Origin of the sequence: Methanobrevibacter sp. UBA412, from assembly GCA_002495685.1 — an archaeon.
Taxonomy (GTDB): domain Archaea; phylum Methanobacteriota; class Methanobacteria; order Methanobacteriales; family Methanobacteriaceae; genus Methanobrevibacter_A; species Methanobrevibacter_A acididurans.
In genome coordinates this window covers 16272-39334 of record DAGJ01000009.1, presented here as the reverse complement: position 1 = coordinate 39334, position 23063 = coordinate 16272, and the positions used below count along the sequence as shown (strand labels likewise).

27 protein-coding genes are annotated in these 23063 nt (G+C 27.6%); 2 read left to right on the top strand and 25 right to left on the bottom strand.

Annotated features, from left to right (window positions below):
* Nucleotide 1: 1 nt before the first annotated feature.
* The 7 genes from BP997_RS03080 to BP997_RS03050 all read right to left on the bottom strand — a co-directional run bounded on the left by BP997_RS03080 (nt 2) and on the right by BP997_RS03050 (nt 5402).
* Nucleotides 2-625 carry a cytochrome c biogenesis CcdA family protein gene (locus BP997_RS03080; protein WP_413828787.1) on the bottom strand — a complete coding sequence of 208 codons (624 nt, stop codon included), beginning with the start codon at nt 623-625 and terminating at the stop codon, nt 2-4.
* A 22-nt stretch (nt 626-647) separates the two neighbouring features.
* On the bottom strand, nt 648-1166 hold the full coding sequence (locus tag BP997_RS03075; protein WP_409197981.1) for a thioredoxin family protein: 519 nt from the start codon (nt 1164-1166) through the stop codon (nt 648-650).
* Between the two features lie 85 nt (nt 1167-1251).
* Nucleotides 1252-2121, bottom strand: a complete 870-nt coding sequence (locus tag BP997_RS03070; protein ID WP_413825698.1) for a damage-control phosphatase ARMT1 family protein — start codon at nt 2119-2121, stop codon at nt 1252-1254.
* 32 nt (nt 2122-2153) lie between these two features.
* A complete protein-coding gene (locus BP997_RS03065) occupies nt 2154-2354 on the bottom strand; it encodes a MoaD/ThiS family protein (protein ID WP_409197983.1) in 201 nt (66 codons plus the stop codon).
* A gap of 39 nt (nt 2355-2393) precedes the next feature.
* The gene (locus BP997_RS03060) at nt 2394-3335 is read right to left on the bottom strand and encodes a TIGR00269 family protein (protein ID WP_413825695.1); all 942 of its coding nucleotides are present in this window, start codon (nt 3333-3335) and stop codon (nt 2394-2396) included.
* Between the two features lie 20 nt (nt 3336-3355).
* Nucleotides 3356-4513 carry a VWA domain-containing protein gene (locus tag BP997_RS03055; protein ID WP_413825692.1) on the bottom strand — a complete coding sequence of 386 codons (1158 nt, stop codon included), beginning with the start codon at nt 4511-4513 and terminating at the stop codon, nt 3356-3358.
* A gap of 37 nt (nt 4514-4550) precedes the next feature.
* A complete protein-coding gene (locus BP997_RS03050) occupies nt 4551-5402 on the bottom strand; it encodes an AAA family ATPase (protein WP_413825689.1) in 852 nt (283 codons plus the stop codon).
* A 206-nt stretch (nt 5403-5608) separates the two neighbouring features.
* Between BP997_RS03050 and BP997_RS03045 the strand changes: the two genes are divergently transcribed.
* Complete coding sequence (locus tag BP997_RS03045) at nt 5609-5842, top strand: hypothetical protein (protein WP_409197987.1); 234 nt, start codon at nt 5609-5611, stop codon at nt 5840-5842.
* Nucleotides 5843-5899: 57 nt separating this feature from the next.
* On the opposite strand, the gene BP997_RS03040 is transcribed toward BP997_RS03045, so the two are convergent.
* Entirely contained in the window at nt 5900-6994 is a 1095-nt protein-coding gene (locus tag BP997_RS03040; RefSeq protein WP_409197988.1) for an acyltransferase, read from the bottom strand.
* A 136-nt stretch (nt 6995-7130) separates the two neighbouring features.
* Here BP997_RS03040 and BP997_RS03035 point away from each other — a divergent pair, with 136 nt between their 5' ends.
* Nucleotides 7131-7589 (top strand): flavodoxin family protein, encoded by a 459-nt coding sequence (locus BP997_RS03035; RefSeq protein WP_413825686.1) that lies wholly within the window; start codon nt 7131-7133, stop codon nt 7587-7589.
* A gap of 15 nt (nt 7590-7604) precedes the next feature.
* Here BP997_RS03035 and BP997_RS03030 read toward each other — a convergent pair whose 3' ends face one another.
* From BP997_RS03030 to BP997_RS02950, 17 genes are all read right to left on the bottom strand, one after another.
* Nucleotides 7605-9200, bottom strand: a complete 1596-nt coding sequence (locus BP997_RS03030; protein ID WP_413825684.1) for a dihydropteroate synthase-like protein — start codon at nt 9198-9200, stop codon at nt 7605-7607.
* Nucleotides 9201-9230: 30 nt separating this feature from the next.
* A complete protein-coding gene (locus tag BP997_RS03025) occupies nt 9231-10073 on the bottom strand; it encodes a fumarate hydratase (RefSeq protein WP_413825682.1) in 843 nt (280 codons plus the stop codon).
* A gap of 145 nt (nt 10074-10218) precedes the next feature.
* The gene (locus BP997_RS03020) at nt 10219-10647 is read right to left on the bottom strand and encodes a 4Fe-4S dicluster domain-containing protein (RefSeq protein ID WP_409197992.1); all 429 of its coding nucleotides are present in this window, start codon (nt 10645-10647) and stop codon (nt 10219-10221) included.
* 2 nt (nt 10648-10649) lie between these two features.
* Nucleotides 10650-11156 carry a 4Fe-4S dicluster domain-containing protein gene (locus BP997_RS03015; protein ID WP_409197993.1) on the bottom strand — a complete coding sequence of 169 codons (507 nt, stop codon included), beginning with the start codon at nt 11154-11156 and terminating at the stop codon, nt 10650-10652.
* 22 nt (nt 11157-11178) lie between these two features.
* The gene (porB, locus tag BP997_RS03010; protein ID WP_413825677.1) at nt 11179-12045 is read right to left on the bottom strand and encodes a pyruvate synthase subunit PorB; all 867 of its coding nucleotides are present in this window, start codon (nt 12043-12045) and stop codon (nt 11179-11181) included.
* Nucleotide 12046: 1 nt separating this feature from the next.
* Entirely contained in the window at nt 12047-13195 is a 1149-nt protein-coding gene (porA, locus tag BP997_RS03005; RefSeq protein WP_413825675.1) for a pyruvate synthase subunit PorA, read from the bottom strand.
* A 14-nt stretch (nt 13196-13209) separates the two neighbouring features.
* On the bottom strand, nt 13210-13455 hold the full coding sequence (porD, locus tag BP997_RS03000) for a pyruvate synthase subunit PorD (protein WP_409197996.1): 246 nt from the start codon (nt 13453-13455) through the stop codon (nt 13210-13212).
* A gap of 78 nt (nt 13456-13533) precedes the next feature.
* Nucleotides 13534-14055, bottom strand: a complete 522-nt coding sequence (porC, locus tag BP997_RS02995) for a pyruvate synthase subunit PorC (RefSeq protein ID WP_409197997.1) — start codon at nt 14053-14055, stop codon at nt 13534-13536.
* A gap of 458 nt (nt 14056-14513) precedes the next feature.
* Nucleotides 14514-15215 carry a phosphate signaling complex protein PhoU gene (gene phoU, locus BP997_RS02990; protein WP_409197998.1) on the bottom strand — a complete coding sequence of 234 codons (702 nt, stop codon included), beginning with the start codon at nt 15213-15215 and terminating at the stop codon, nt 14514-14516.
* Between the two features lie 57 nt (nt 15216-15272).
* Nucleotides 15273-16025 carry a phosphate ABC transporter ATP-binding protein PstB gene (gene pstB, locus BP997_RS02985; protein ID WP_409197999.1) on the bottom strand — a complete coding sequence of 251 codons (753 nt, stop codon included), beginning with the start codon at nt 16023-16025 and terminating at the stop codon, nt 15273-15275.
* Between the two features lie 21 nt (nt 16026-16046).
* Nucleotides 16047-16901, bottom strand: a complete 855-nt coding sequence (gene pstA / locus BP997_RS02980) for a phosphate ABC transporter permease PstA (protein WP_413825673.1) — start codon at nt 16899-16901, stop codon at nt 16047-16049.
* Nucleotides 16902-17054, bottom strand: coding sequence for a hypothetical protein (locus BP997_RS02975; protein ID WP_409198001.1), 153 nt, complete (start codon nt 17052-17054; stop codon nt 16902-16904).
* Complete coding sequence (gene pstC / locus BP997_RS02970; protein ID WP_413825671.1) at nt 17051-17929, bottom strand: phosphate ABC transporter permease subunit PstC; 879 nt, start codon at nt 17927-17929, stop codon at nt 17051-17053. Before pstC ends, BP997_RS02975 begins: the two co-directional genes overlap by 4 nt.
* 91 nt (nt 17930-18020) lie before the next feature.
* Nucleotides 18021-18827 (bottom strand): phosphate ABC transporter substrate-binding protein, encoded by an 807-nt coding sequence (locus BP997_RS02965; RefSeq protein WP_413825668.1) that lies wholly within the window; start codon nt 18825-18827, stop codon nt 18021-18023.
* 178 nt (nt 18828-19005) lie between these two features.
* Nucleotides 19006-19821, bottom strand: coding sequence for a phosphate ABC transporter substrate-binding protein (locus BP997_RS02960; RefSeq protein ID WP_413825666.1), 816 nt, complete (start codon nt 19819-19821; stop codon nt 19006-19008).
* A 160-nt stretch (nt 19822-19981) separates the two neighbouring features.
* Complete coding sequence (locus tag BP997_RS02955) at nt 19982-20860, bottom strand: phosphate signaling complex PhoU family protein (protein WP_413825712.1); 879 nt, start codon at nt 20858-20860, stop codon at nt 19982-19984.
* An 83-nt stretch (nt 20861-20943) separates the two neighbouring features.
* A complete protein-coding gene (locus tag BP997_RS02950; protein ID WP_413825664.1) occupies nt 20944-22986 on the bottom strand; it encodes a hypothetical protein in 2043 nt (680 codons plus the stop codon).
* Nucleotides 22987-23063 lie beyond the last annotated feature (77 nt).

The following is a 23063-nucleotide window of genomic DNA, read 5'->3' as shown; positions in this document are numbered from 1 at the left end:
TTTATAATAAAATTCCATATTGAGCAAGTAGCATATATACTCCCACTATTAAAATGATTAATCCACAAATTCTATTAATTATATTGGACCATTCATTGATTTTCTTGAAGTTTATTTCTGATACAATAAATCCTATTAAATAAATTGTAAAAGCAAAACCTAAAGTATATGATAATAAGTTCAAACCAGTATAAACAACATTACCTTTAGATATAGTAACACTCATCAAACTTAAAAGATATGAGCCATAACAAGGAGCCCAAGCTAAAGAAGTTACTAAACCCATTAAAAAAGATTTTAACAATCCAGTTTTATTATTTTTAACTCTTAAATTAAAATTGAATAGATTTAAATTAAATAATAGAACTAAACCTAAAAATATTAAAATTAAAGATGCTAAAATTCTTATCCAATGTAAATAATGAGTAATAGTTGCAGTAAAAATCATAGACAAAATGATAATTACAAAGAAAACTGAAAATAATCCCAAAGTAAAAACTAATGTTTCAATTTTATCTCTTTCTAAAAAAGAATATGCAATAATTATAGGAATTACAGGTAATACACAAGGTGAAAGTACTGAAGTTATACCTACTAAAAATGAAATAATAAACATGAAATCCATAAACCAATACCTACACTACTAACTAAATTTTACTTAATAAATCATTTACAGATTGGAATCCTATAATTGTTTTATTCACATCACCATTTGAATTTAAAATTACAAATGTTGGATAACTTACAACTTGGTATTTACTACATAATTCAGGATGATTATCCCCATCAATAATTACTGGAATATAATTACTATTAAGTTTATCTTGAACATTAACATCTGTATATGTTTCAGAATTCATTTGTTGACAATACTGACAAGTGGAAGATTGAAACGCTAAAAATAATGGTTTTTGATCCTTTTGAGCAACACTAAGTGCTGAATCTAAATCAGTATACCATTCAATATTATTACTAATTACAGTTACATTTGAACTATTTTCAACATGATAATTGCTTGAATCACTTACAGAATTGGAATCAGCAGAGGTAGAAACCTCATTAGTTTGCGGATTAATATTAAAATAATTATTAGTTATTGCAAAAGCGGATACCACTATTAAAATAAAAACAATAATTAATATTATCCATGAAGTTTTTTCTTTCATAATTTTATATAATAAATTTTATTGTTTATAAAGATTACCAATTTGTTCATAAATATACGAATAATAAATTTTATTAAAAAAAAGATTAATTCTTAAATTTTAACAAAACCATATCACCATTAGCAACATCTAAAGATAAAGCATTAGCTTTACATTTAGAACATAATAAATAAAAAACATCCTGAGTTGGAAAATCTAATTCACTTAAACCTTCATAATTACCCATACCTTTAGAAATAATAAAATCTGATTTATCAAAGAAATCCCTAAAATCATCAGATAAACTATTATATACTACACCTACAGTATTAGTCCCAATTGTAATTAAATCTGCAAATTCATCTAAACCAACTTCTAATGCATCTTCCATACATGCATCATTTAAAATTGGATTATGTTTTACTGCAACAGTAATATGAATATCATAATCCTCTTTTATTTTTTCAAGCAAAAGTTTATCAAAAACTATTTCCCCAGTATTATCAACCAAATATAACAATTCATCATGATTTTTCAACGCATAATCTAAACTATTTACATCATTAATAGCCAAATCTTTACCTAAATAATCATTTAATAAACTATTAATATCAGTATCAAAACCAAAAGCACCAAAATCTAAAATATTACCTACAATACTTATTTTAACATAATTTTCTAAACTATCATCTTTTTTAAGTATTTCTTTTACTTGAGGTAATAAATTTTTAGCTATTTCATTACCTAAATGTTTCTTCTCATTATAAGGATCATTACAACCTGTTTCATCCATTATCAATTTATGCATTCCAGATCCTGTTGCATTAGATGATGCTCCCTTTTTAAAATTTTTTGACAAAAACTTAATTACATCTTCCATTATTTTAAGTTTTAAATCATCATCATCACTAGCTAGATTTAATGCTTCCTTAGCTTGACGTAAATAACATGCCCCACATTCATAATATACTTTCATAAAATTAACCTCATAACGATAAAATTCAAATCTTATCCCCCATATATAATTTGAATTAATTTAATAGTATCTCCATCATTTATTTCAGCATCCTCTGATACTATTTGATCATTCTTTTTTGCAACAATAGTTTGTGGAGAAACTTCCAAATCATCTAAAACATTTAATATTGTTGTTTTACCATTTAATTCTTTATCTTCATTAATTTCATTATACTCTAATTTAAATGTCATAAAAATCATCTTATATTTATTTAAAAAAAATTTAATCCCTTAAAAATAATCTAAGTTAGGGCTATGACCTAACTCTTTTAAGAAAGTACAAGCCCGACAAACCTTATTTGATGAAGGTTCACCACAAATTTCACACCTATCAAATTCAAAAGGTTCAGTTAATTCTTCACGAATAACTGGTCGCATTTTATCAAATCCTCTAAGTGTACTATACATTATTGTAGGATGTTCTGGTGTTAAATCTTTTAAAACATTACCTACTTCCATTCTGAAAGATTGTTGAGCATAAGGACAACCATCTAAATGGATTTCTAAACCTTTAGATAAAGCATATAATCCAACTTCTCTTTCAGGAATTTCACGAAGTGGTTTGATCTTAGGAGTAAACAATTCACTTTTAGATTCTGTTATCGGACCAATTTTAACTAAATTTCCAATATTGCCTTCTAAATAATTCATCATTATAGCTTCAGCTTCATCATCCAAATTATGACCAGTTGCAATTTTAGTTGCACCCATATCCCTTGCTGCACGATTTATTAACCATCGTCTAAAAACCCCACAGTAAGTACAAGCTCCTCTATGATCTGGAACATTCATAATCTCATCAAGATCTATATCAAAAGCATCTTTAAATGATAAAATTTGATGTTCTATCCCCAAACGTTTTGCATGTCTCTTAGCTATATCTACTCCTTCTTGACGATACCCCTTAATACCCTCATCAATTGTACATGCACATAACTCAATGAAATGTCTTTCAACATAAGAATTCAAAATTTCAAGTGTAGCTACACTATCTTTACCTCCAGATAACGCAACCATAACTTTATCTCCTTTTTGTAAAAGATTTTCTTTTTTAATTGTTTTAATAACCTTTTTCTCAATACTTTCTATAAAACAATCTTGACACAAGGCTTGTCCAGATGCTTTTCTTTTAATTACAATATTGGGGTTACCACATTTACTACATATATCCATATTAATCATCTATTAAATTTTTACATTTGAACTACAAAATCAGCTAACTGATTAAGAGTGCTAACTTCAAATACTTTAGCACCAACATTTTCATATAAACTAACACAGCTATCAACTACATCCCATTTATTTTTATCCTCAGGATTAAGTATAACAACTTTTTTACTGTCCCTTACTATATCTTGTAATACTTCAACACTTGCAGGTATACCGTCAATTTTTGGACCTGCCCAATCACGACAATCAGATAATAAAACAACATAAGATTTATTATTTAATTTTGCTTGTTTCTTAAATAAATTAAATGCTGAATACATATTACTAGTTCCATGAACCATCGCATTCCTCATACGTAAAGTTCTAACATCAGCAAAAGCATTTAATAAATAATCCTGTTTAAGAGCATCAGTTGTTTCAATAACTTTATTATCAAATTCAAAAACTCTTGAATTCTTAAAAGCTGTTTGACAGGAATACATTAACATGAAAAACCAACTACTAATCCATTCACATGATCCACTTATATCATTTAAAAATAAATGTTCATTCTTATGTCTTTTAGGTTTAGCTTTAATTAACTCAACAGGAACTCCACCATATTTAATATTTTTACGCATAGTTCTTCGAATATCAACTTTATTAGTTTTAGCTAATTTATTACGTCTAGATCTTTTATTAGCAATACGACGACCCAATTGTTGACATAACTCCAACATTCTAGGATCAAATTTATTTAACTTTGTTAAATCTTTATTTAAAAGTTCACCTTCACGTTCTAAATTTTCTCTATCATCTAATACAGGTGTCCCTGAAAGTTGTTTAATTTGTTCCATTCCCATTTTATTTGGTTTTTTATGAACTTTAGCATTCTTTTTCTTAATAACATACTTATTAGATTTTCCACCAGCTTTACCTGCATTCATATTACTATTTTTTTTAACTTTCTTAGATTCATCAGTTAAAGGAGGTTTAATAAAGCATTGATCAAAAATTTCATCAAATTTAATCATATCATATTTATCTTTAACATAAACACTTCTTAGAGCTCTTTTAAGTGAAACTAAATCATTCACACCTATAATTTCACAAGTATCTAATGCAGTTTGTGTACTACGAATACTTACATTTAAACCTTTATCTCTAAGTTGATTAGACAAATATATTATTTTAGCTTTCATAAACATCAAAAAAATTAATTCATTATTTATATAATTATTATTGTTTGAAAATATCTTTCATAACTCTTTTTTTATCAGATTCACTTTTAACTGCTACACCTACACTATCTATAAGTGCTTGATCTACATTTTTAGTGTTTAAATTTTCTACACTATTAACCCAGTCTACAGTTGCTCTCACACTAGGTTTCTTAGTTAAGTTCAAATCACGAATACGATGAACTAAATTAACCACCTTACGAGATAAACCATCATCAACTTCAGGTATTTTTGATTTAACAATTTTCATTTCACGTTCTACACTTGGATATGGAATATATAAAAATAAACATCTATCCTTAGTTTCATCCAGTAACATTCTTTGTGAATTACTTGTTAATATAACAATAAGATCATTATTTAATTGAAAAGTCCCTAAATCATTTACTGTAACTTCTTTTTCACCTAATGCTTGTAATAAAAAACTTTCGACTTCTTCATCTGCTTTATCAATTTCATCTATTAACAATAGTGAATCGTTTTCATTCATAAAAGCATTAAGTAATGGTCTTTTAATAAAATATTCATTATTAAAGATACTATTTTCATCTTGATTTTTTCCTTTAGATGATTCTAAGTGTAATAATTGTTTTTGATAATTCCATTCACCAATTATTTGTTCAAATGTTATTCCTTCATAACATTGTATACGGAAAAATTCCCTATTTAATGATTTAGCAATAGCTTTTGCTAATTCAGTTTTACCTACACCTGGAGGTCCTTCAATTAGTATAGGTTTATTTAAAGATAATGCTAAGAACATAGCTGTGGTTATTTCTTTATTACTAACATAACCAATTTCATTTAAATTTTTATCAATATTTTTAATTGTAATCTCATCTTTAACCAATTTAAAAACCTTTCTTATATTTTTTTTATAATTCAATTAATATTATTATTAAAATTATTTTTTTTTAATAATTATAATATTCATTTTCTTTAAATAAATAGATTTGTTTTAAACAATTAAAACTAAAAATGTTTTTTAAAACCAAAAAATAAAATACTAAAAATTATAAAAGATAATTAATAATTAATTTTACGAGCATAATGAAAATGAATAAAAAAATAATAGGATTAATAATATTGTTTATAATAGTTTTAGGCGGATTCGCAATAAGTTCATTTTATTCAACTGACAACACCCAAAACAACACAAACAACCAAGAATTAAATGGAAATAATTCCATAACCAATGAATTAAACTGCATAATACCCTTAATTAATATAGGAGAAAATTTAAACATTCCATACAATAATCCAAATATGAAAATTAATAATAATTCTTAATTTTTAAAATAAATAAATTTAAAAAGAGCATAAGATAAAAAAAATAATAAAATTTTTTTATCTAGTATTTTTATACCTAATTCTACCTGTTAAAGCTCTTAATATTGGTATTTCATTAAATACTAACATTGTAGCCCAAGTTAATAGTAAAATAAATATTCCAGATAATGGAATCATTAACCAAAAATTATTAATCAGGAATAATGGTGTTAATAATTCATAATATAACATATGCCCTAAATAAATTCCATAAACATTACTACTTAAGGATATTATAGCAAAACTAAAAAAACCTGTTGTGAAAAAATTATTTTTATTACTTAATGTTCTGGAATCATAATTAAAGTTTTTTATAGTTAAGAAAAAACTAACAGCTTGGAAGACTATAAGTATATTATAATATAATGAATTATCACTTGTGCCTGCAGTTAATATATTATTTGAGGGTAAAGTTAACCTAATTATAGTCACAGCAATGAAAACGATTGGCCAAATCCATTTATTTTCTAAAATAAAACTTCTTTTATTGTGTAAATAGTAACCTAAGATAAAATAACCTAATGGTCCCGCAAAGTATCTTAAATCTATATTAATGTATGGAAGATGGAAAGTTGTAAAAATACATGTTATAAACCAAATAATGAGGAAAATACCTACTTCATCGAAAGAAGATTTAGTTATCCATTTATTAATAATAGGAGCAACTAAGTAAATACTTAACATAAGCCAAACAAACCAAAAATGACCTAAGTATTGTGGTTCTCCTAATAACATTTTAAAAATATAAGTTATAAAAGAAACATGATATACAGATGCAGTTCTTACATAATTTCCAGTTACTAATGCTAAAACTATGAATATAATCCACCATGAAAAAAATGGAATTAACATTCGAGGAAATCTAAGTTTTACAAAATTAATAAAATCAGATTTTCTACCTAAAATTAGAACTCCTGAAACCATCATAAAAAGAGGAATACTTACTTTACAAATAATATCATAAAAAGTTGCAACTTCTGAACCATTAATATGTCCAGGAATATAATAATAACAAACATGAGCTATAATAACAAGTAAAATTGAAATAGCTTTTAATTGATCTAAGTAAGCTATTCTATTACGTTTTTGTATCCTATTTCCTCGATAACTCATTAATTAAACCTCAAAAATAATTATAAAAATTTTATTTTTAAAATAGACTTTTTTCATTAAAATTTATATAATATAATATTTTTATTATTAAATATAAAATTAACCTTAAAATATAGACTTTAAGAGATGAAAAAAAATGAAAACACTAATTACATATTATTCAAGAACAAATAATACTAAAAAAGTTGCTGAAGGAATACAAAATAAACTTTCATGCGATATTGAAGAAATAATACCAAAAACTAATTATTCTGGAAAAATTGGTTATATAAAAGGCGGTAAAGATTCTGCAATTGGAAAAAAGATTAAAATAGAAAAAACTAATTATAATCCTGAAGATTATGATTGTATTATTTTAGCAACACCAATATGGGCAGGAACTATGTCTTCACCAATATTAGCTTACATCAATGAAAATGCAAATAAATTTAAAAATGTAATATATGTTGCAACAAGTAAATCCGATAAGGGTGAAAAAACTTTTAATAAAATGAGTGAGATTATTGGAAAAGAACCTTTAGAAACTTTAATGGTTAAAGAATCTGAATTAAATAACCTTGATTCAAAAATATCCCCAATTATTGATAAAATATAAAAATAATTAAAAAGATTAATTTAATTTTAATGGATGGTTAAATAAAGGAAAATCTTGAATATAATCTTTACCAGTAATCATAGCAATTTCAGCTTTTTCTAATTCACTTCCTAAATAAGCAGCATGCTCTAATCTGGTTACTAATCCTTTTTTAACTAGTTCATCATAAATTTCTTTAGCATAAGATCCTGAAATAGAAATATCTGGCTTTGTTTTAGTAAAATGTGTTACAATAATTTTACTATCCTCAACATTTTTACCATAACTTACACGAATCTTAAAACTACCTTTAGGATCCCTTTTAAATTTTTTACATTCACTAGCTTCTTCTAAAGGAACATTATATTGTTCTGATAAATTATTATGTTTTCTTTTATCTTTAAAAACCAATAAGTCAATACCTAAATCTTTAGGTATAGAATGTCTTTTTTTAGCTAAAAACATCATTTTACTAGCAACTGCCAATTCATGAACACTACCTGCAGTTTTAGCACTTTCTTCAGGAGTAAAAAGTATACTTGCCCCTAATTCCATGGCTAAACCTGAAAGTACTGCATTAGCTCCTACAGAATCTGTATCCATTAATTCTATAACATTCCCAATACCAAAAAACATTGGTCTTTTACATTGCTTATGAAAATCATTATAAGCAGTTATAGAATCAACAAGACTATTACTATTAATTGGATCTAAAACCATATCCGCAATAATATCCAAGCCTTCAGTCTTTTTAATAAGCTTTTTCATAGAGTCGATACGTTCTTTAGGAGTATGAGGTACAAATCCCTCATTATAATTTGTTGGAAGCAATACTGCAGGAACATTATGTTCTTTTAATAAAGGTAATAATTCTTCACAATTCCCATGATCTAAGCTTAATACCATATCAATTCCACAATCAACAGCAATTTTTATTTCCTTGGGATTTAAAGTATCAATACTTAAAGGTTTATCCCCAACAATCAGCCTTAATGTATCAATTAAAGAAGGTATATCTTCAGAACGATCTTCACCAGCCAGCATACCAATATCTATCATATCTGAACCGGAAGCAATAAAGTATTCTGCTTTTTTAATTAAATCTTCTTTAGATAAAGCCGGAGCATTTGCAATTTCAGATAATACTCGCATTGGAAAGTCTTCACCTACAGGTAAATTTTTAACAAGAATATTTTCTGATTTTTTAAGTAAATTATTTACATTAATTTTATCATTTTCATAATTATTAATTAATTCAAATGCTTGTTTGCGCTTTTCTTCTTCAATCAACCTATCTGCAGCTTTAACTTCAGATAATTCTAAATCTTCCATTAAATCTAGAACCATTTGTAAATCTGCTGCATCAGTAGATCCTTTAAAAGTAGGTATGTTAAATGCTTCTTTAATTTCAGTTGTAGATTTTCTCATCAAACCTGGAGCAATAATAAAATCAACAGTATCCAATTGATTAGCAAAATTATTTTTGATTTCTTTAATAATTTTATTAGGAGTTAAAAATGCTGCTACCTGAGTATTATCTGCAATATGAACAATTGTATCAACTTTACTCTTGTCTGCTTTTTCTTTTACTAAAGGATAAGCAAGTTTTCCTGTAATTATAAGAACTTTCAATTTAGTTACTTCCTAAAAATTTAATTAAATTTATTCATTAAATAAACGAGTTGTAGCATGTCTATGAGCCCAACATTGGATAACTACCCCAATAGGTAATCCTGCTGTATGTGTACTTGCAGTTAATATTTTAACATCCAAAGCAGTTGTGCGTCCACCCATTCCCATTGGTCCTTTACCTTTTTTATTAATTTCACTTAAAATTTCTGATTCAATTTTAGCTATTTCTTCATTAGGATTATGTTCACCAATATTATTTAATAAAGCTTTTTTACCTAATTTCATAGCCATATCACTAGTTCCACCAACTCCAACTCCAACAATCATTGGAGGGCAAGGTTTTCCACCTGCAGCTAAAGCAGATTCTATTACAAAATTTTTAATTCCTTCAATACCTTCAGCAGGTAATGCCATTTTTAATTTATTATTGTTTTCTGAACCAAAACCTTTAGGTAAAACTGTGAATTCCACATAGGGCTCATCTATTAAATCAATATTTATTTGAGGAATACCATCCCCAATATTAGTACCCGTATTTTCTCTAGTTAATGGGTCTACAACATTAGGTCGTAAAGGCACATCTTTAGTAGCTTTTTTAACCCCATTTTGGATAGCTTTAACTAAATTTTCACATTTGACATTTCCAAGTTTAACAAAAATTATGGGTAAGCCAGTATCTTGACACATAGGTATTTGATTCTTAAAGGCTAATTCTACATTTTTTAGAATATTATTAATGTTTAGTTTTCCTAAATCATTGTCCTCTTGTTCTAGTGCATTTTCAAGTGCATTTTTTACATCATCTCTAACTTCTATAGCTGCTTTTTTATAAAGTTGGAAAATTGTATCTTCAATAAGTTTTTCTGTAATCATAAAAATATTCCCTTAAAAAAATAAAATTTTTAATAGTTTTTCTATTAAATATTATACAAACAAATTTAAATAATTTATTAAAAAATAGTAAAAAAAATTTGAAAAAAAGAAAAAATAATCTAAAAAAATCTTAAATATAAATTTTTTATTTCATTATGCTTTGAATTTTAACTAATCCTTCAGAAACTTTTTCTTGACGTTCTTGAATAATTTCTTCTATGTCATTAGTTAATGCTTTAGTTGGACAAGAATCTACACATGCTTGAGATTCTTTATCAAAGCATAAATCACATTTTTTTGCGGTTCCAACCTCATCAATGTTTATGGCACCAATAGGACAAACAGTTGTACATGTTCCACACCCTATACATTTATCTTCATTGATAATTATAGCTCCACCTAACTCTTCAATAGCGCCCTCTGGACATGAATGAAGACAAGGAGCTCGATTAGGATCACAGTGCATACAGAATAATGGTATTCCTTCATTAACATGAATTGCATTATTTGGACAATTTCTTTCACATTTTCCACAATCTACGCATAATTCTGGAGTTAAATTCAATTCACGCATACTCATTCACTCTCCTTATCCATAGCAGCACTATTTTTAGTTGCACTTGTTACAAGAGATAAAACACCTTTACGTTTAGGTTTTTTACCTAAACTTTGAATTTTAGCAACATGTGCACTCTGTTTTTTATCTTTAAGATTTTCAATATCAACAAGAGCAATAGCTCGTTTACTACATGCTTGAATACAAGCTGGACCATCTTCACGATCTTTACAAAGATTACATTTATGAGAACTTCCATAAGCTATTGAAATACTACCGAATGGACAAACCATGGAACAAAAACCACAAGCTATACATTTAGTTGCATCAACACCTTCACTGGTCATAGCACCAGTAGGACATATAGTTTCACAAGGAGCATCTTCACATTGTTGACAACGTATTGGATAATAACTGTCACCTACATCATGAATAGTGATATTTTTAACACCATGAATACCTTCACAAGCTTTTTCACAATCTAAACAACCATCACATAATTCACTTTGTACTAATAATTTTTCCAAAAGAGTTACCTCCTTCTATTATTTATATTCCTAATTCTTCACAATTTGAATCAACATAAGATTGTATTTGATCAATTTGTTCTTGTTTAAGATGTCTGAATCTTTTTTGAGTACTTAAATAATCCATAACAGGAATTCTGTTTTGAGGTTTATAAGTTACTTTAAATTCCCCTTGATCAATCTCATATAAAGACCATGCACCAGATTCAACAGCTTTACGACCAATTTCAATAGTTTTACTTGGATCAAATCCCCAACCAGTAGTACATGGTTGATGTAAATGTATATATGACGGTCCATCTATTTCAGATGCTTTTTTAACTTTCTTCATATAATCTTCAGGATAAGCAATACTTGCTGTTGCAACATAAGGTATTCCATGAGCTGCCATAATAAGAGGCATGTTCTTCTTTGTTTCTGTTTTACCAAAACTAACATTACCTGCAGGAGAAGTAGTTGTACTTGCACCATAAGGTGTTGCTCCACTTCTTTGAATACCCGTGTTCATATAAGCTTCATTATCATAACAAATATATAACATGTTATGACCTCTTTCCATTGCCCCAGATAATGCTTGGAGACCTATATCTACAGTTCCCCCATCACCACCGAAAGCTACTACATTAACATCTTCTTTACCTTGAGCTTTAAGTGCTGCTTCTACACCAGAAGCAACAGATGCGGCATTTTCAAAAGCAACATGAATAAAAGGAACTTCCCATGCAGATTCAGGGAAAGGAGTTGTCATAACTTCTAAACATCCTGTAGCAGCTATAGCTACAGTATTTCTACCTAACATTTTAAGAGCAAGTCTTACTCCAATACTAGCTCCACAACCAGAACAACCTCTGTGACCTGGTGCTAATAATTCTATTTCAGGTACTTCCATTTTAATAGTCCTCCTTAAGATCTATCCAATTAACATCTTTAACAGGATTTTTGGTTTGTTCAACAACTTTTAAAATTGTTTCACGAGTAATATCTCTTCCACCTAAACCAGCTATAAAATCATAAGCTTCTTTACCAACACGAGCTTTGATATCATTATATAATGCTCCTCCAACACCGAAACATACATTTTTATCAATTATAGCTAATTTACTTGCATTTTTAGTTGCTTCTTCAATTTCTTCATATGGGAAAGGTCTGTAAGATCTAACTCTTAATGATCCTATTTTTTCACCTTTATCACGTAAATCATCTACAACAGCCTTAATAGTACCACAAAGGCTTCCCATTGAAACAATTATAATATCAGCATCTTCTGTTTTATAAGTTTCAATAAGACCATATTCTCTACCGAATTTTTCACCAAATTCTTTACCAACATCAGTAATTACATCTTTAGAATAATCTAAAGCTTTTTGAATATCATGTCTTAATTCAGTATAAGATTTAGTATCTGCAAAATTACCTAAACTCATTGGTTTTTCTGGATCTAAGAATTGATGTACCGGTTCATAAGGTGGTAAAAATTCATCTACATCACTTTGTTCTGGAATTTCTACAGGTTCTACAGTATGTGTTAAAATAAATCCATCTAAACAAACCATTACAGGTAAAGATACATTTTCGTTTTCAGCTATTTTATAAGCCATTAAAGTTGTATCTAATGCTTCTTGAGCATCTTCTACAAAGATTTGTATCCATCCAGAATCTCTTTCTGCTATTGCATCTTGATGATCATTCCAAATATTCAATGGTGCAGAAATTGCTCTATTAGCATCAGCCATAACAATAGGTGCTCTCATTCCAGCAGCAGCATATACTACTTCATGCATAAACATTAATCCTTGAGAAGATGTAGCAGTAAATACTCTTACTCCAGCTTCAGAAGCTCCTAAAGTTGCACTCATTGCACTATGTTCAGATTCAACTCTAATATATTCAGCATCAAGATCTCCATCAGCTACATATTGTGCTAATGTTTCAGATATTGTTGTTTGTGGAGTTATAGGATAAACAGGAATTACTTTAGGTTTAGCTAACTTTACAGCAGTAGCTACACTTTCATTTGATGTCATAACTTTTTTTGTCATAAATAATCTCCTTTTTATTCTTCTCTCGCTAATTCAATAGCTTTTACTGGACATTCATTTTTACAAATTCCACAGCCTTTACAATAATCGTAATCTATATCATGATCTTTATTTATACATCCTTCTGGACAGAACAGGATACAGTTATCACAATCAACACATTCATCTTTATTAAGTGTTGGTTTAAAGGTTCTCCAACTACCTGTTTTATTAATACGGGTATTTCCGGGATTGGCTATTGCTCCTCCAATAGTATCCATTTATATCACCTTTTTATAATTTTTTTGATAATACGTTAAAATAAATTTTAATTTTAATAAAAAAATTTTAAAAATTTTTTAAGCTAAGTCATATGCAATCTTACAAGCAGTTGCATTCTTTTCCCCTATTTTTCCAGGGAATGTTTCTTTAATTACTTTTATAATAGATTCAATGGTTACTTCACCAGTTCTTTTAGCAAAGCATCCTAAAATAATGGTATTTACTATGTTTCTACCTAAGTTATCTAATGCAATACCAGTTGCATCAATATCAAATACTTCCACATCTTTAGAATCTAATTCTTTAGTAGTATTTATAATTACTTCACCATCTTTGTTTATTCCAGAATAAATGTCTACAACATTGAGTAATCCATCATCTAGAACCATTACATAATCAGGATTGTATACTTGATATCTGATTTTTATAGGTTTTGAGTCAATTCTAGTAAAAGCCATGACCGGTGCCCCTCTTCTTTCTACTCCGAAGAATGGGAACGCTTGAGAAAATTTTCCATCTTCAAATGCTGCTTTTGCTAAAATTTCAGCTGCAGTTACAGCACCTTGTCCTCCACGACCATGAAAGCGAATTTCAATCATAATATTTTCCTCCATTTTGTCATAATTAATCATTTAAATTAAATAATATATATACTTTTATAGTAAATATAAAATTATGAAAAAACAGAACTAAAAAAGGAACAATAAAAGAAAAAAGTAATAAAATTAGTATTTTTATTATAAAATTTTTAAAAAATTAGTAAAAAAAATAAAAAATATTCAAAAATAGAAAAAACATCTTAAATTAAATAAAACAAGCCATAAAAAGCAAAACAAAAATAAAATAAAGAATAACAAATCAAAAATCATTTAAATAAGCAATATATAGTATAAAATGAATAAAAGAAGAAAATAAAATATAAGAACATTTAATAAAAATTGAAAAAAATAAAAACATAGTCATGATTAATCATTATAATTAAAAAAAATAATTAAAAAAAAGAAATAAAACAAGATAAAAAGTTTAAAAAATAAAATAATAAAAATTATTATTTACCCTATAAATCTTCATCATTTTCATTATCTAAAGGTTTAATATCAGGTCTTTTAAGAGTTAACATGAAAATAGTACGATTAGAAATATTAACAGCTCTATCAGCAGAACGTTCTAAAAATCTTGCAATAAAAATTAATTGAACAAAATTTTCAATACCCTCAGTACTTTCACTCATTAAATTAGTAGATCTAGTAAGTACATTATCAAAAAGTTCATCTACCTTATCATCATCAGTACTTAATTCTCTAGCTTTTTCTAAATCATGATTATGAAAGGCCTTAATAGATTTAATTAACATTAAATGAACATAATCACTCATAAAAGCTAATTCTTTAACAAGTTTCTCAGGAACTAAATCAAAATTAATTTTACTAATAGAATCTGCAATATTCAAAGATAAATGACCAACACGTTTAATATGACTAATATTACGTATTAAAGATTCAATATACATTAAATCACTAGCATAAGGTTGTTCACTAGCAATAAACCTAATACATTTACGTTCTAATTCAATAGTAAAAACATCAATTTCATCAGTTTTTCTCTTTAAATCATTAAATTTATTTTCATCATAACTTTCAAGCAAATCTATACATTCACTCTGAGAATCAATCACAAGCTGTCCTAATTTTTCAGAATCTTTATTTATATTCTTCATTTGATTTTTAAATGAAATACTAGGAAAAATTTTATTCATCATCACATCTCCACAATTATAATATTATATATATTTAGTAAATAATTCAAACTTAACTGTTTAACCAAATCTTCCAGTAATATATTCCTCAGTTTTTTCTTCACGAGGATTAATGAAAAGTTCAGAAGTTAAATTATTTTCAATAATTTCACCATTTAAGAAAAAAGAAGTATATTTACTAACACGTGTAGCTTGTTGCATATTATGTGTAACAATTAAAATAGTATACTCTTTTTTAAGACGATTAATCAAATCTTCAATTTTAATAGTTGATATTGGATCTAAAGCAGAACATGGTTCATCCATAAGAATAACTTCAGGTTTATTAGCAATTGTACGGGCAATACAAACACGTTGTTGTTGTCCACCAGATAAACTCATAGCAGAATCATAAAGTTTAGATTCAACTTCATCCCATATAGCTGCAGATTTTAAACTTTCTTCAACCCTTTGTGCAATAAAATCTTCATCTTCTATTCCATGGATTCTAAGACCATACGCTACATTATCAAATATTGATTTAGGAAATGGATTAGCTTTTTGAAAAACCATCCCTACTCTTTTTCTTAAATTCACAACATCAATATTTTTACCATAAATTTCAGTGTCATCTAAATAAATTTCACCTGTATGATTAAATGAAGGAATCAAATCATTCATACGATTTAAAGTTCTCAAAAAAGTAGATTTACCACAACCAGAAGGACCAATAAGTGCAGTGACTGTATTTTCTGGAACTTGCATATTAATATTTTTTAATATGTGATTATCTCCAAATTTTGTGTTCAAATTTTTTACTGTAATTCTATTCATTTACAAAACCTTCCTTAAATTTTAAAATTTCCCCATCATTTTTTCTTGATATCTATTAACTAAGTAATTAGTAGCAAATGTTAGTATAAGAACAATTATTACTAGAACTGCAGCTGTACCAAATGCATTATCCATTGAAATTCCTTCAGTAGCTAAAATATATAAATGGAGAGGTAAAGGACGTCCTGGATCAAATATGGATATAGGCACTGAAAGTGCTGAACCAACAGCATACATAACAGCAGCAGCTTCAGATATAGCCCTTGTCATAGCAAGTATTACACCAGTCACAATTCCCGGAATTGAAGCCGGAATAACAACATTAGCTATAGTTTGCCATTTAGTAGCACCTAAACCTAAAGATGCTTGACGATAAGTATTAGGAACAGAAGCTATAGCAACTTCAGAAACTTGAAATACAGTTGGAACCGCCATAATAGCAAGGACTAACCCTCCTGATAGAATAGACCATCCTAAATTTAGAAATACCACGAAAAATGCTAAACCAAATAAACCAAATACAATTGAAGGAATACTTGATAAGGTTTCTGCACCAAAACGAATTAAATTAACAATTTTACTTTCACCTGCATATTCAACCATATACACAGCAGCCCCAACACCCAGAGGAGTTGCAATCACAGCTGCAATTAAAGTCACATATACGGAAGATATAATCATAGGTAATATTCCACCAGATTTACCAGAATCTATAGGACTACCTAATAAAAATTCCAAATTAACTACAGGTAACCCTTTTACTAGAATATAACCTAAAATAATAAGTAGAATACCTAATGTCACTATACCAGATAAAATAAAAATTTTATTCATTATTTTATCTGAAGATTTTGAACTACAAATTTTAAATGACATTTAATATTCCTCCTTAATATAGTTTTTAATATTTTTTGAATACATTATATTATAATAATCACAAGAATCTATTTCTTCTAAAATTTTTTTTGTTCCAATAACACGACGTGGGACTCTAATATTTTTTTGAATATTGATTTTCTCATAAATCATAAACCCCCACCCCCGATGTCCATTTTATATTTACGTTGAATCCAATTAGTAAACAATAATAAAATCATTATGATTATGAATAATACTACTGCTGTTGCAAATAATGCATTATAATGTAAACCTGTTGCATAACCCATTTCTAATGCTATATTAGAAGTTAAAGTTCTAACTGGTTCAAAAATAGATCCTGGAATTTGAGTAACATTACCTGCAACCATTATAACTGCTAGGGTTTCACCTATTGCACGACCCATACCTAAAATTACTGCAGTTACAATACCTGGAAGCGCCGCAGGTAAAATAATATGACGAATTGTTTGCCAATTTGTAGCACCCAAACCTAATGAAGCTTCTTTAAACTGTTTAGGAACACTACGAAGTGCATCTTGAGATACACTAATAATTGTAGGTAAAATCATTATCGCCAATATAATTGCAGCTGTTAAAATACTAAACCCAGTTCCCCCAAAATTATTTCTAATTATAGGCACTAAAACAATTAAACCAAAAAATCCATATACTACACTTGGAATTCCAGCTAATGTTTGAATTACTGGTTGTAAAAATTTTCTTACATTATCGCGAGCAACTTCCGCCATGAATATGGAACATAAGATTGATAATGGCACAGCCATAAGCAATGCAAGTAATGTAACTTCTAATGAACCAACAATCATAGTGAAAACACCATATTGATTGGAATCAGGAGCCCAATCCATTCCAAAAATAAAATTTAAAAATCCATAATCTTGAAATGCAGGAAATCCTTGAATTAATATGAATGCCACTATTACAAGAATTATTAAAATAGAAAAACAAGCTGTTAATAACAAGCCTTTCTCTATAAACAATTCTGAAAAAGTTTTTTCTCCCATTTCATACCCCATAACTTTTTTTTATTAAAATATATTAATAACATGATAATTTTTTAATTTCATCTATTTTTCTATAAAAAGTACCAATTCTTCATGATACTGGAATAATCTTATTTTCTTCAATTATTTTTGTTCCCTCAGGAGATTTAACCCATTCTAAAAATTTATTTACTTCACCAGTAGGTTTTCCTTTAATAAGGAACAAGAAAGGTCTTTGAAGTTCATAATCCCCATTAGATATAGTTTCTTCAGAAGGTTGAACACCATCAACTGAAAGAGATTTAACATCATTAGACATATGAGCAAAAGACATGTACCCTATAGCCCCTGGATCTGTTGAAACTGCTTGTTTAACTGATTCGGTAGAACTTTGAACTATAGCTGAAGACATTATATCCGATTTATCCATGATAAGACTTGTGAAAGCATCTCTTGTACCAGATCCTTCTTCACGAGTTATAACATGAATTTCCTGATCTGGACCTCCAACTTCTTTCCAATTTGTTATATTTCCATTAAAAATACCTTTAATTTGTGAACTTGAAAGATCTGAAATGTTATTACCATTATTCACACCAATGACTATTCCTTCTTTACCTAATTCCACTTCAGTTATATTTTGTTTATCTGAAGAATCCAATTCTTTAGAACTCATCCCAATATCTGCGATTCCCTGATGAGTACTTCTTATACCCATTCCAGAACCTCCTCCTTGAACACTAATTTTAATATCAGAATGGTTTGTATCATAAGCATCTGCTAATTCTTCAGCTAAAGGTTGTACACTTGTTGAACCTACAATGTCCATCCTTTGAACATTCATACCTGGTACGACAAGTAACAAAGCAATTATTATTACTATGATTATTCCAATTATCCATTTATACTTTGATTTCATAAAAAAATCCACTTTTAGTTTTTTAAAATTTAATTAATAAGAAATAAGTATTAAACCACATATCTTTTTTGTGAAGAAAATAATTTTATTTTAAAAAAATAAAAGGAAAAAAGAGAAGAAATTCTTTAAAATTTCATAATATTTTTTTTAGTGATATAATTCTATTAATATTAAACTTTTAAATATATGCAGTAGATTGCACAATTTTTTCTTGTTGTAACACTTTTTTACCTTCATCACTCATGACCCAATCAAGGAACTTTTTAGTTTCTCCTGTAGGTTCACCTTTAGTTAAAAATATGAAAGGTCTTTGTAATTTATAAGATCCATCACTTATTGTACTGTCTGATGGAGATACTCCATCAACACTTACGGATTTTACATCATCACTCATATGAGCATATGATATAAATCCAATTGCATTTGGATCTTGTGCTACAGATTGTTTTACTGCTTCTGTAGAACTTTGTACTACTGCATCTTTTTTCATTGAATCATTTCCTAAGACTAATTTTTGGAATGCATCTAAGGTTCCTGATCCTTCTTCTCTAGTAATTAAATTAATTTCCCCATCATTTCCCCCAACTTGGTTCCAATTTGTAATATTACCTGAGTAAATACCTTTTAATTGGTCTGTAGTTAAGTCAGAAATACTATTTTCATTATTTACAGCAATGACTATACCATCTTTACCTAATTCATATTGTTTTAATCCACTTGCATCTGAACCTTTTACTTCTTTAGAACTAGATCCTATATCTGCAGTACCATCTTGGGCACTTTTTATCCCTACACTAGATCCTCCACCTTGGACGTTGATTTCTACTCCAGAGTGGGTTTGGTTGTATTCAGATACAAGTTTTTCAGCTACTGGTTGTACACTAGTTGAGCCTACAATATCTATTTTTTGAGCACTTGATGTTGTAACAATCAATAAAGCTGCAGCTATTATAATTATAATAGCAAGTATTGCTATTTTTTTATTTTTTTTCATATATCATTCTCACCCATTTAAAAGGTTGATTTTTATATATATAAAGGTTTCCATAATGTGAATGAAAATACACAAAATAGGAACTAAATGTAAAAAAGAAGTGATATAAAAATACACAAAATTCACAAAATAGGAATAAAAATAAGCTTAAAGCAAAAGCTTATTCACGAAAAGACCGTGGAGTAATAGGGCGAGGAATATCTTTATGAAATTCAGCTGCAGTATCCATAATTTCAACACTAATATCCCCAATACGTTCAAAAGCTTTAACAACACGAGACAAGTACAAATAATAATTAGAATGTTGAGTATCATCAAAACTAGTATCTGCCATTTGAAAAGCAATACAATTCATTGCATCTTTCTGTAAAGTATGAATCTTTTCTTCATTATCCATAAGATCCCCTTTAACACTTAATTTACCATCAATAAAAGCTTCCATAGAAATATCTATAGATTTTTGAGCAGCTTTATGCATCTTTTTTAAAAATTTCAAAACATCTTCATCCACAGCTAAATCATCATTAACAGTAAATTTAGCAAGATGGGCAGAATAATCACCAATACGTTCTAAATCATAAGCAACTTCATTATAAACAGAAACTTTAGAAACTTTAGAATGAGGATCAATATTAACAATAGTTTCAACAGAATAACGAACCTTTTCAAAGAGATTATTTGTAGTATAATCCATTTCAAGAGCATCTTCAGCTATTTTCTTATCATTTTCAACAATAGAATTAAAAGCAACCTCTACTTCCTGTTTAACGTGATCGCTCATATTTTGTAACATATTTTTAATCAATAAATTACTAGAATACTCTGGGGAATTCGTATTATTTCCATATAACTCTTCATATTTTTTTAAATCAATAATATAAGCCCTTTTAACAATTTCCTTTTTAACAAGAGGTTGTAATAATTGAGTAACATAACGACGAGTAATACCTAACTTATCAGCAATTTCATCTTGAGTAGATGGATTTTCATATAAAATTATGTCCAAAATATCTTTTAAAGTACTATTTCCTTTATTCACCATAAAAATCAGCAAAAATTAGATTTAACTAAAATTATTTTAATAAATTCAAATTAATAAACATTACTAAAAAAAATAAAAAATTAAAGGTTTACAATTATACTTGTATTATTAAAAGAAGAAGTATAATCAGTAGAACCATAATAAAAACATTTTACAATATAATCGCCAGAATATAAATTAATAGGCAATTGATATTCCCCTTTATCATCAGTTGTAGCCCAATAAACCTTACTTAAACCATTGTGAGGATTAGTTAAATTTAAAGCAATATGTTGACCTGCTAATTTATCCCCAGAAACTGTTTGCAATACTCCAGTTAAATTTTTCAATTCTCCATAAGTACCTACAAATTTATTAACACTTAAAAGTGTAGATACTTTATCAACATTATTTACAACAATAGAATTATTACAAGTACTAGCTAAGTAACCTTCAATATCAGAAAAAGATGCTTGAACAGTATACTGTCCAGGGAAAAGATTAATTTCTAAAAATAGTTTACCTTCAGTATCTGTTGTAGCCCAATAAACTTTACTTAAACCATTAAGAGGATTGGTTAAATTTAAAGCAACATGATAACCGATTAAAGGATTTCCATTAATATCTAATAATTTAGCAGTGTAATTTAACCCTTGACCATAATTTTCTGTTAAATTTTCACCTATTAAAACTGTTTTTAATGAAGTATTGGTGTTTAAAATAGCAGTTTTTAATATAGTATTTTGTGCTTGTGAATAATTACCTTCAATTAATGATTCACCTAATTTATTAACTGTATAATTACAGTAAACTAAACCTTCATTAACTGTTAAATTATTTATAGAAATACCGTTAACCAAAATATTAACAATTCCTGCAGTTATTTCATTACCATTATCATCAGTGAGTGAAGCTGTAATATTTACAATTTCACCTTTTTCTACTTTAATAGTTTGATTATTTAGTAAAGTGAGATAAGCATTACTTAAAATTCCGTCATTATAAATCTTGTTACCACTTTCTAAAGCTGTACAATTTTTAATAGTGTTATTTTTTAAGGTTAATACAGAATATTGATTATAACAAGCTCCCCCGTACTTAGCAGTGTTATTTGAAAACATACAATTTTCTACTGTCATTAAACTATAGTACCAGTAATTAAAAATAGCACCTCCATAGAAATTAGCTTTATTACTATCGAATATACAGTTATAAATTAAACAAGACCCAATCATACCATTAAGAGCATTTGCAGAGTATATAGCTCCTGCTTGAGAAGCAGAATTCCCTTTAAAAATACAGTTAGTTATATTAGAATAAGATCTATCGTTTAAGTACAAAGCCCCACCTATACCAATACCAGTACCTTGATTATTTATAAAAGTAGAATTGTACAAATTTAAATATCCCTTATTTTGATATATGGCTCCCCCATTTTGCTTATAAGCAATATTATCTATAAATAATGTATTATAAATATTTCCAGTACCATATAAATCATAAATAGCTGCACCCCCATCACAACCACTATTAATAATTGAATTATTAATAAATTTAGAGTTATTTACTGTTAATTCCCCTATAAGATTATATATAGCTCCTCCATATTGAGCGGAATTATTTTCAAAAATACAATTATTAATAGTTAAAGTACCTGTATTTTTTTGAATGGCTCCACCAACTTCTTGAGATGAAATCGTATTTCCATTAATAAAGGTTAAATTATTTAAATTAATTGTAACTTGATTATTTATAATGAAAATATGAGTAGCATTATCTCCACTAATTACAGTATTTGAATAATTTTCTCCGATTAATTTCACATTTTTAGTTAATTCATAATTACTTATATTATATATTCCTTTAGAAACATAAATTGATTGACCTCCAGTATTAGCATTTAATGCTTCTTGAACTGTTTTAAATGGATTAGATTTTGATCCATTACCTGAGGTATTTACATCAGAAGAAACATACAAATCATAATTAGAACTTAAATAATTACTATTAGAATCAATAGCAATATTATTATTAAAACTTGAATTATTATTTTCTACATTTTCAGCAGCAACAAATGGTATTACACAAAATACCATTAAGAACAACATTAATAATAGAATAATTTTATGAAAAAATTTTGTCATAAAATTTATCCTCCCATAATTAATTTTTTTTAAATATTAAATAAAAAAAACAGATAATTAAATTAATAATATTTATT

Excerpts from the sequence above, each read along its gene's own strand:
- BP997_RS03080 (WP_413828787.1), bottom strand. The coding sequence starts at position 625 with ATGGATTTCATGTTTATTATTTCATTTTTAGTAGGTATAACTTCAGTA.
- BP997_RS03075 (WP_409197981.1), bottom strand. The coding sequence starts at position 1,166 with ATGAAAGAAAAAACTTCATGGATAATATTAATTATTGTTTTTATTTTA.
- BP997_RS03070 (WP_413825698.1), bottom strand. The coding sequence starts at position 2,121 with ATGAAAGTATATTATGAATGTGGGGCATGTTATTTACGTCAAGCTAAG.
- BP997_RS03065 (WP_409197983.1), bottom strand. The coding sequence starts at position 2,354 with ATGACATTTAAATTAGAGTATAATGAAATTAATGAAGATAAAGAATTA.
- BP997_RS03060 (WP_413825695.1), bottom strand. The coding sequence starts at position 3,335 with ATGGATATATGTAGTAAATGTGGTAACCCCAATATTGTAATTAAAAGA.
- BP997_RS03055 (WP_413825692.1), bottom strand. The coding sequence starts at position 4,513 with ATGAAAGCTAAAATAATATATTTGTCTAATCAACTTAGAGATAAAGGT.
- BP997_RS03045 (WP_409197987.1), top strand. The coding sequence starts at position 5,609 with ATGAATAAAAAAATAATAGGATTAATAATATTGTTTATAATAGTTTTA.
- BP997_RS03040 (WP_409197988.1), bottom strand. The coding sequence starts at position 6,994 with ATGAGTTATCGAGGAAATAGGATACAAAAACGTAATAGAATAGCTTAC.
- BP997_RS03035 (WP_413825686.1), top strand. The coding sequence starts at position 7,131 with ATGAAAACACTAATTACATATTATTCAAGAACAAATAATACTAAAAAA.
- BP997_RS03025 (WP_413825682.1), bottom strand. The coding sequence starts at position 10,073 with ATGATTACAGAAAAACTTATTGAAGATACAATTTTCCAACTTTATAAA.
- BP997_RS03020 (WP_409197992.1), bottom strand. The coding sequence starts at position 10,647 with ATGCGTGAATTGAATTTAACTCCAGAATTATGCGTAGATTGTGGAAAA.
- porB (WP_413825677.1), bottom strand. The coding sequence starts at position 12,045 with ATGGAAGTACCTGAAATAGAATTATTAGCACCAGGTCACAGAGGTTGT.
- porA (WP_413825675.1), bottom strand. The coding sequence starts at position 13,195 with ATGACAAAAAAAGTTATGACATCAAATGAAAGTGTAGCTACTGCTGTA.
- porD (WP_409197996.1), bottom strand. The coding sequence starts at position 13,455 with ATGGATACTATTGGAGGAGCAATAGCCAATCCCGGAAATACCCGTATT.
- porC (WP_409197997.1), bottom strand. The coding sequence starts at position 14,055 with ATGATTGAAATTCGCTTTCATGGTCGTGGAGGACAAGGTGCTGTAACT.
- phoU (WP_409197998.1), bottom strand. The coding sequence starts at position 15,215 with ATGATGAATAAAATTTTTCCTAGTATTTCATTTAAAAATCAAATGAAG.
- pstB (WP_409197999.1), bottom strand. The coding sequence starts at position 16,025 with ATGAATAGAATTACAGTAAAAAATTTGAACACAAAATTTGGAGATAAT.
- pstA (WP_413825673.1), bottom strand. The coding sequence starts at position 16,901 with ATGTCATTTAAAATTTGTAGTTCAAAATCTTCAGATAAAATAATGAAT.
- BP997_RS02975 (WP_409198001.1), bottom strand. The coding sequence starts at position 17,054 with ATGATTTATGAGAAAATCAATATTCAAAAAAATATTAGAGTCCCACGT.
- pstC (WP_413825671.1), bottom strand. The coding sequence starts at position 17,929 with ATGGGAGAAAAAACTTTTTCAGAATTGTTTATAGAGAAAGGCTTGTTA.
- BP997_RS02965 (WP_413825668.1), bottom strand. The coding sequence starts at position 18,827 with ATGAAATCAAAGTATAAATGGATAATTGGAATAATCATAGTAATAATA.
- BP997_RS02960 (WP_413825666.1), bottom strand. The coding sequence starts at position 19,821 with ATGAAAAAAAATAAAAAAATAGCAATACTTGCTATTATAATTATAATA.
- BP997_RS02950 (WP_413825664.1), bottom strand. The coding sequence starts at position 22,986 with ATGACAAAATTTTTTCATAAAATTATTCTATTATTAATGTTGTTCTTA.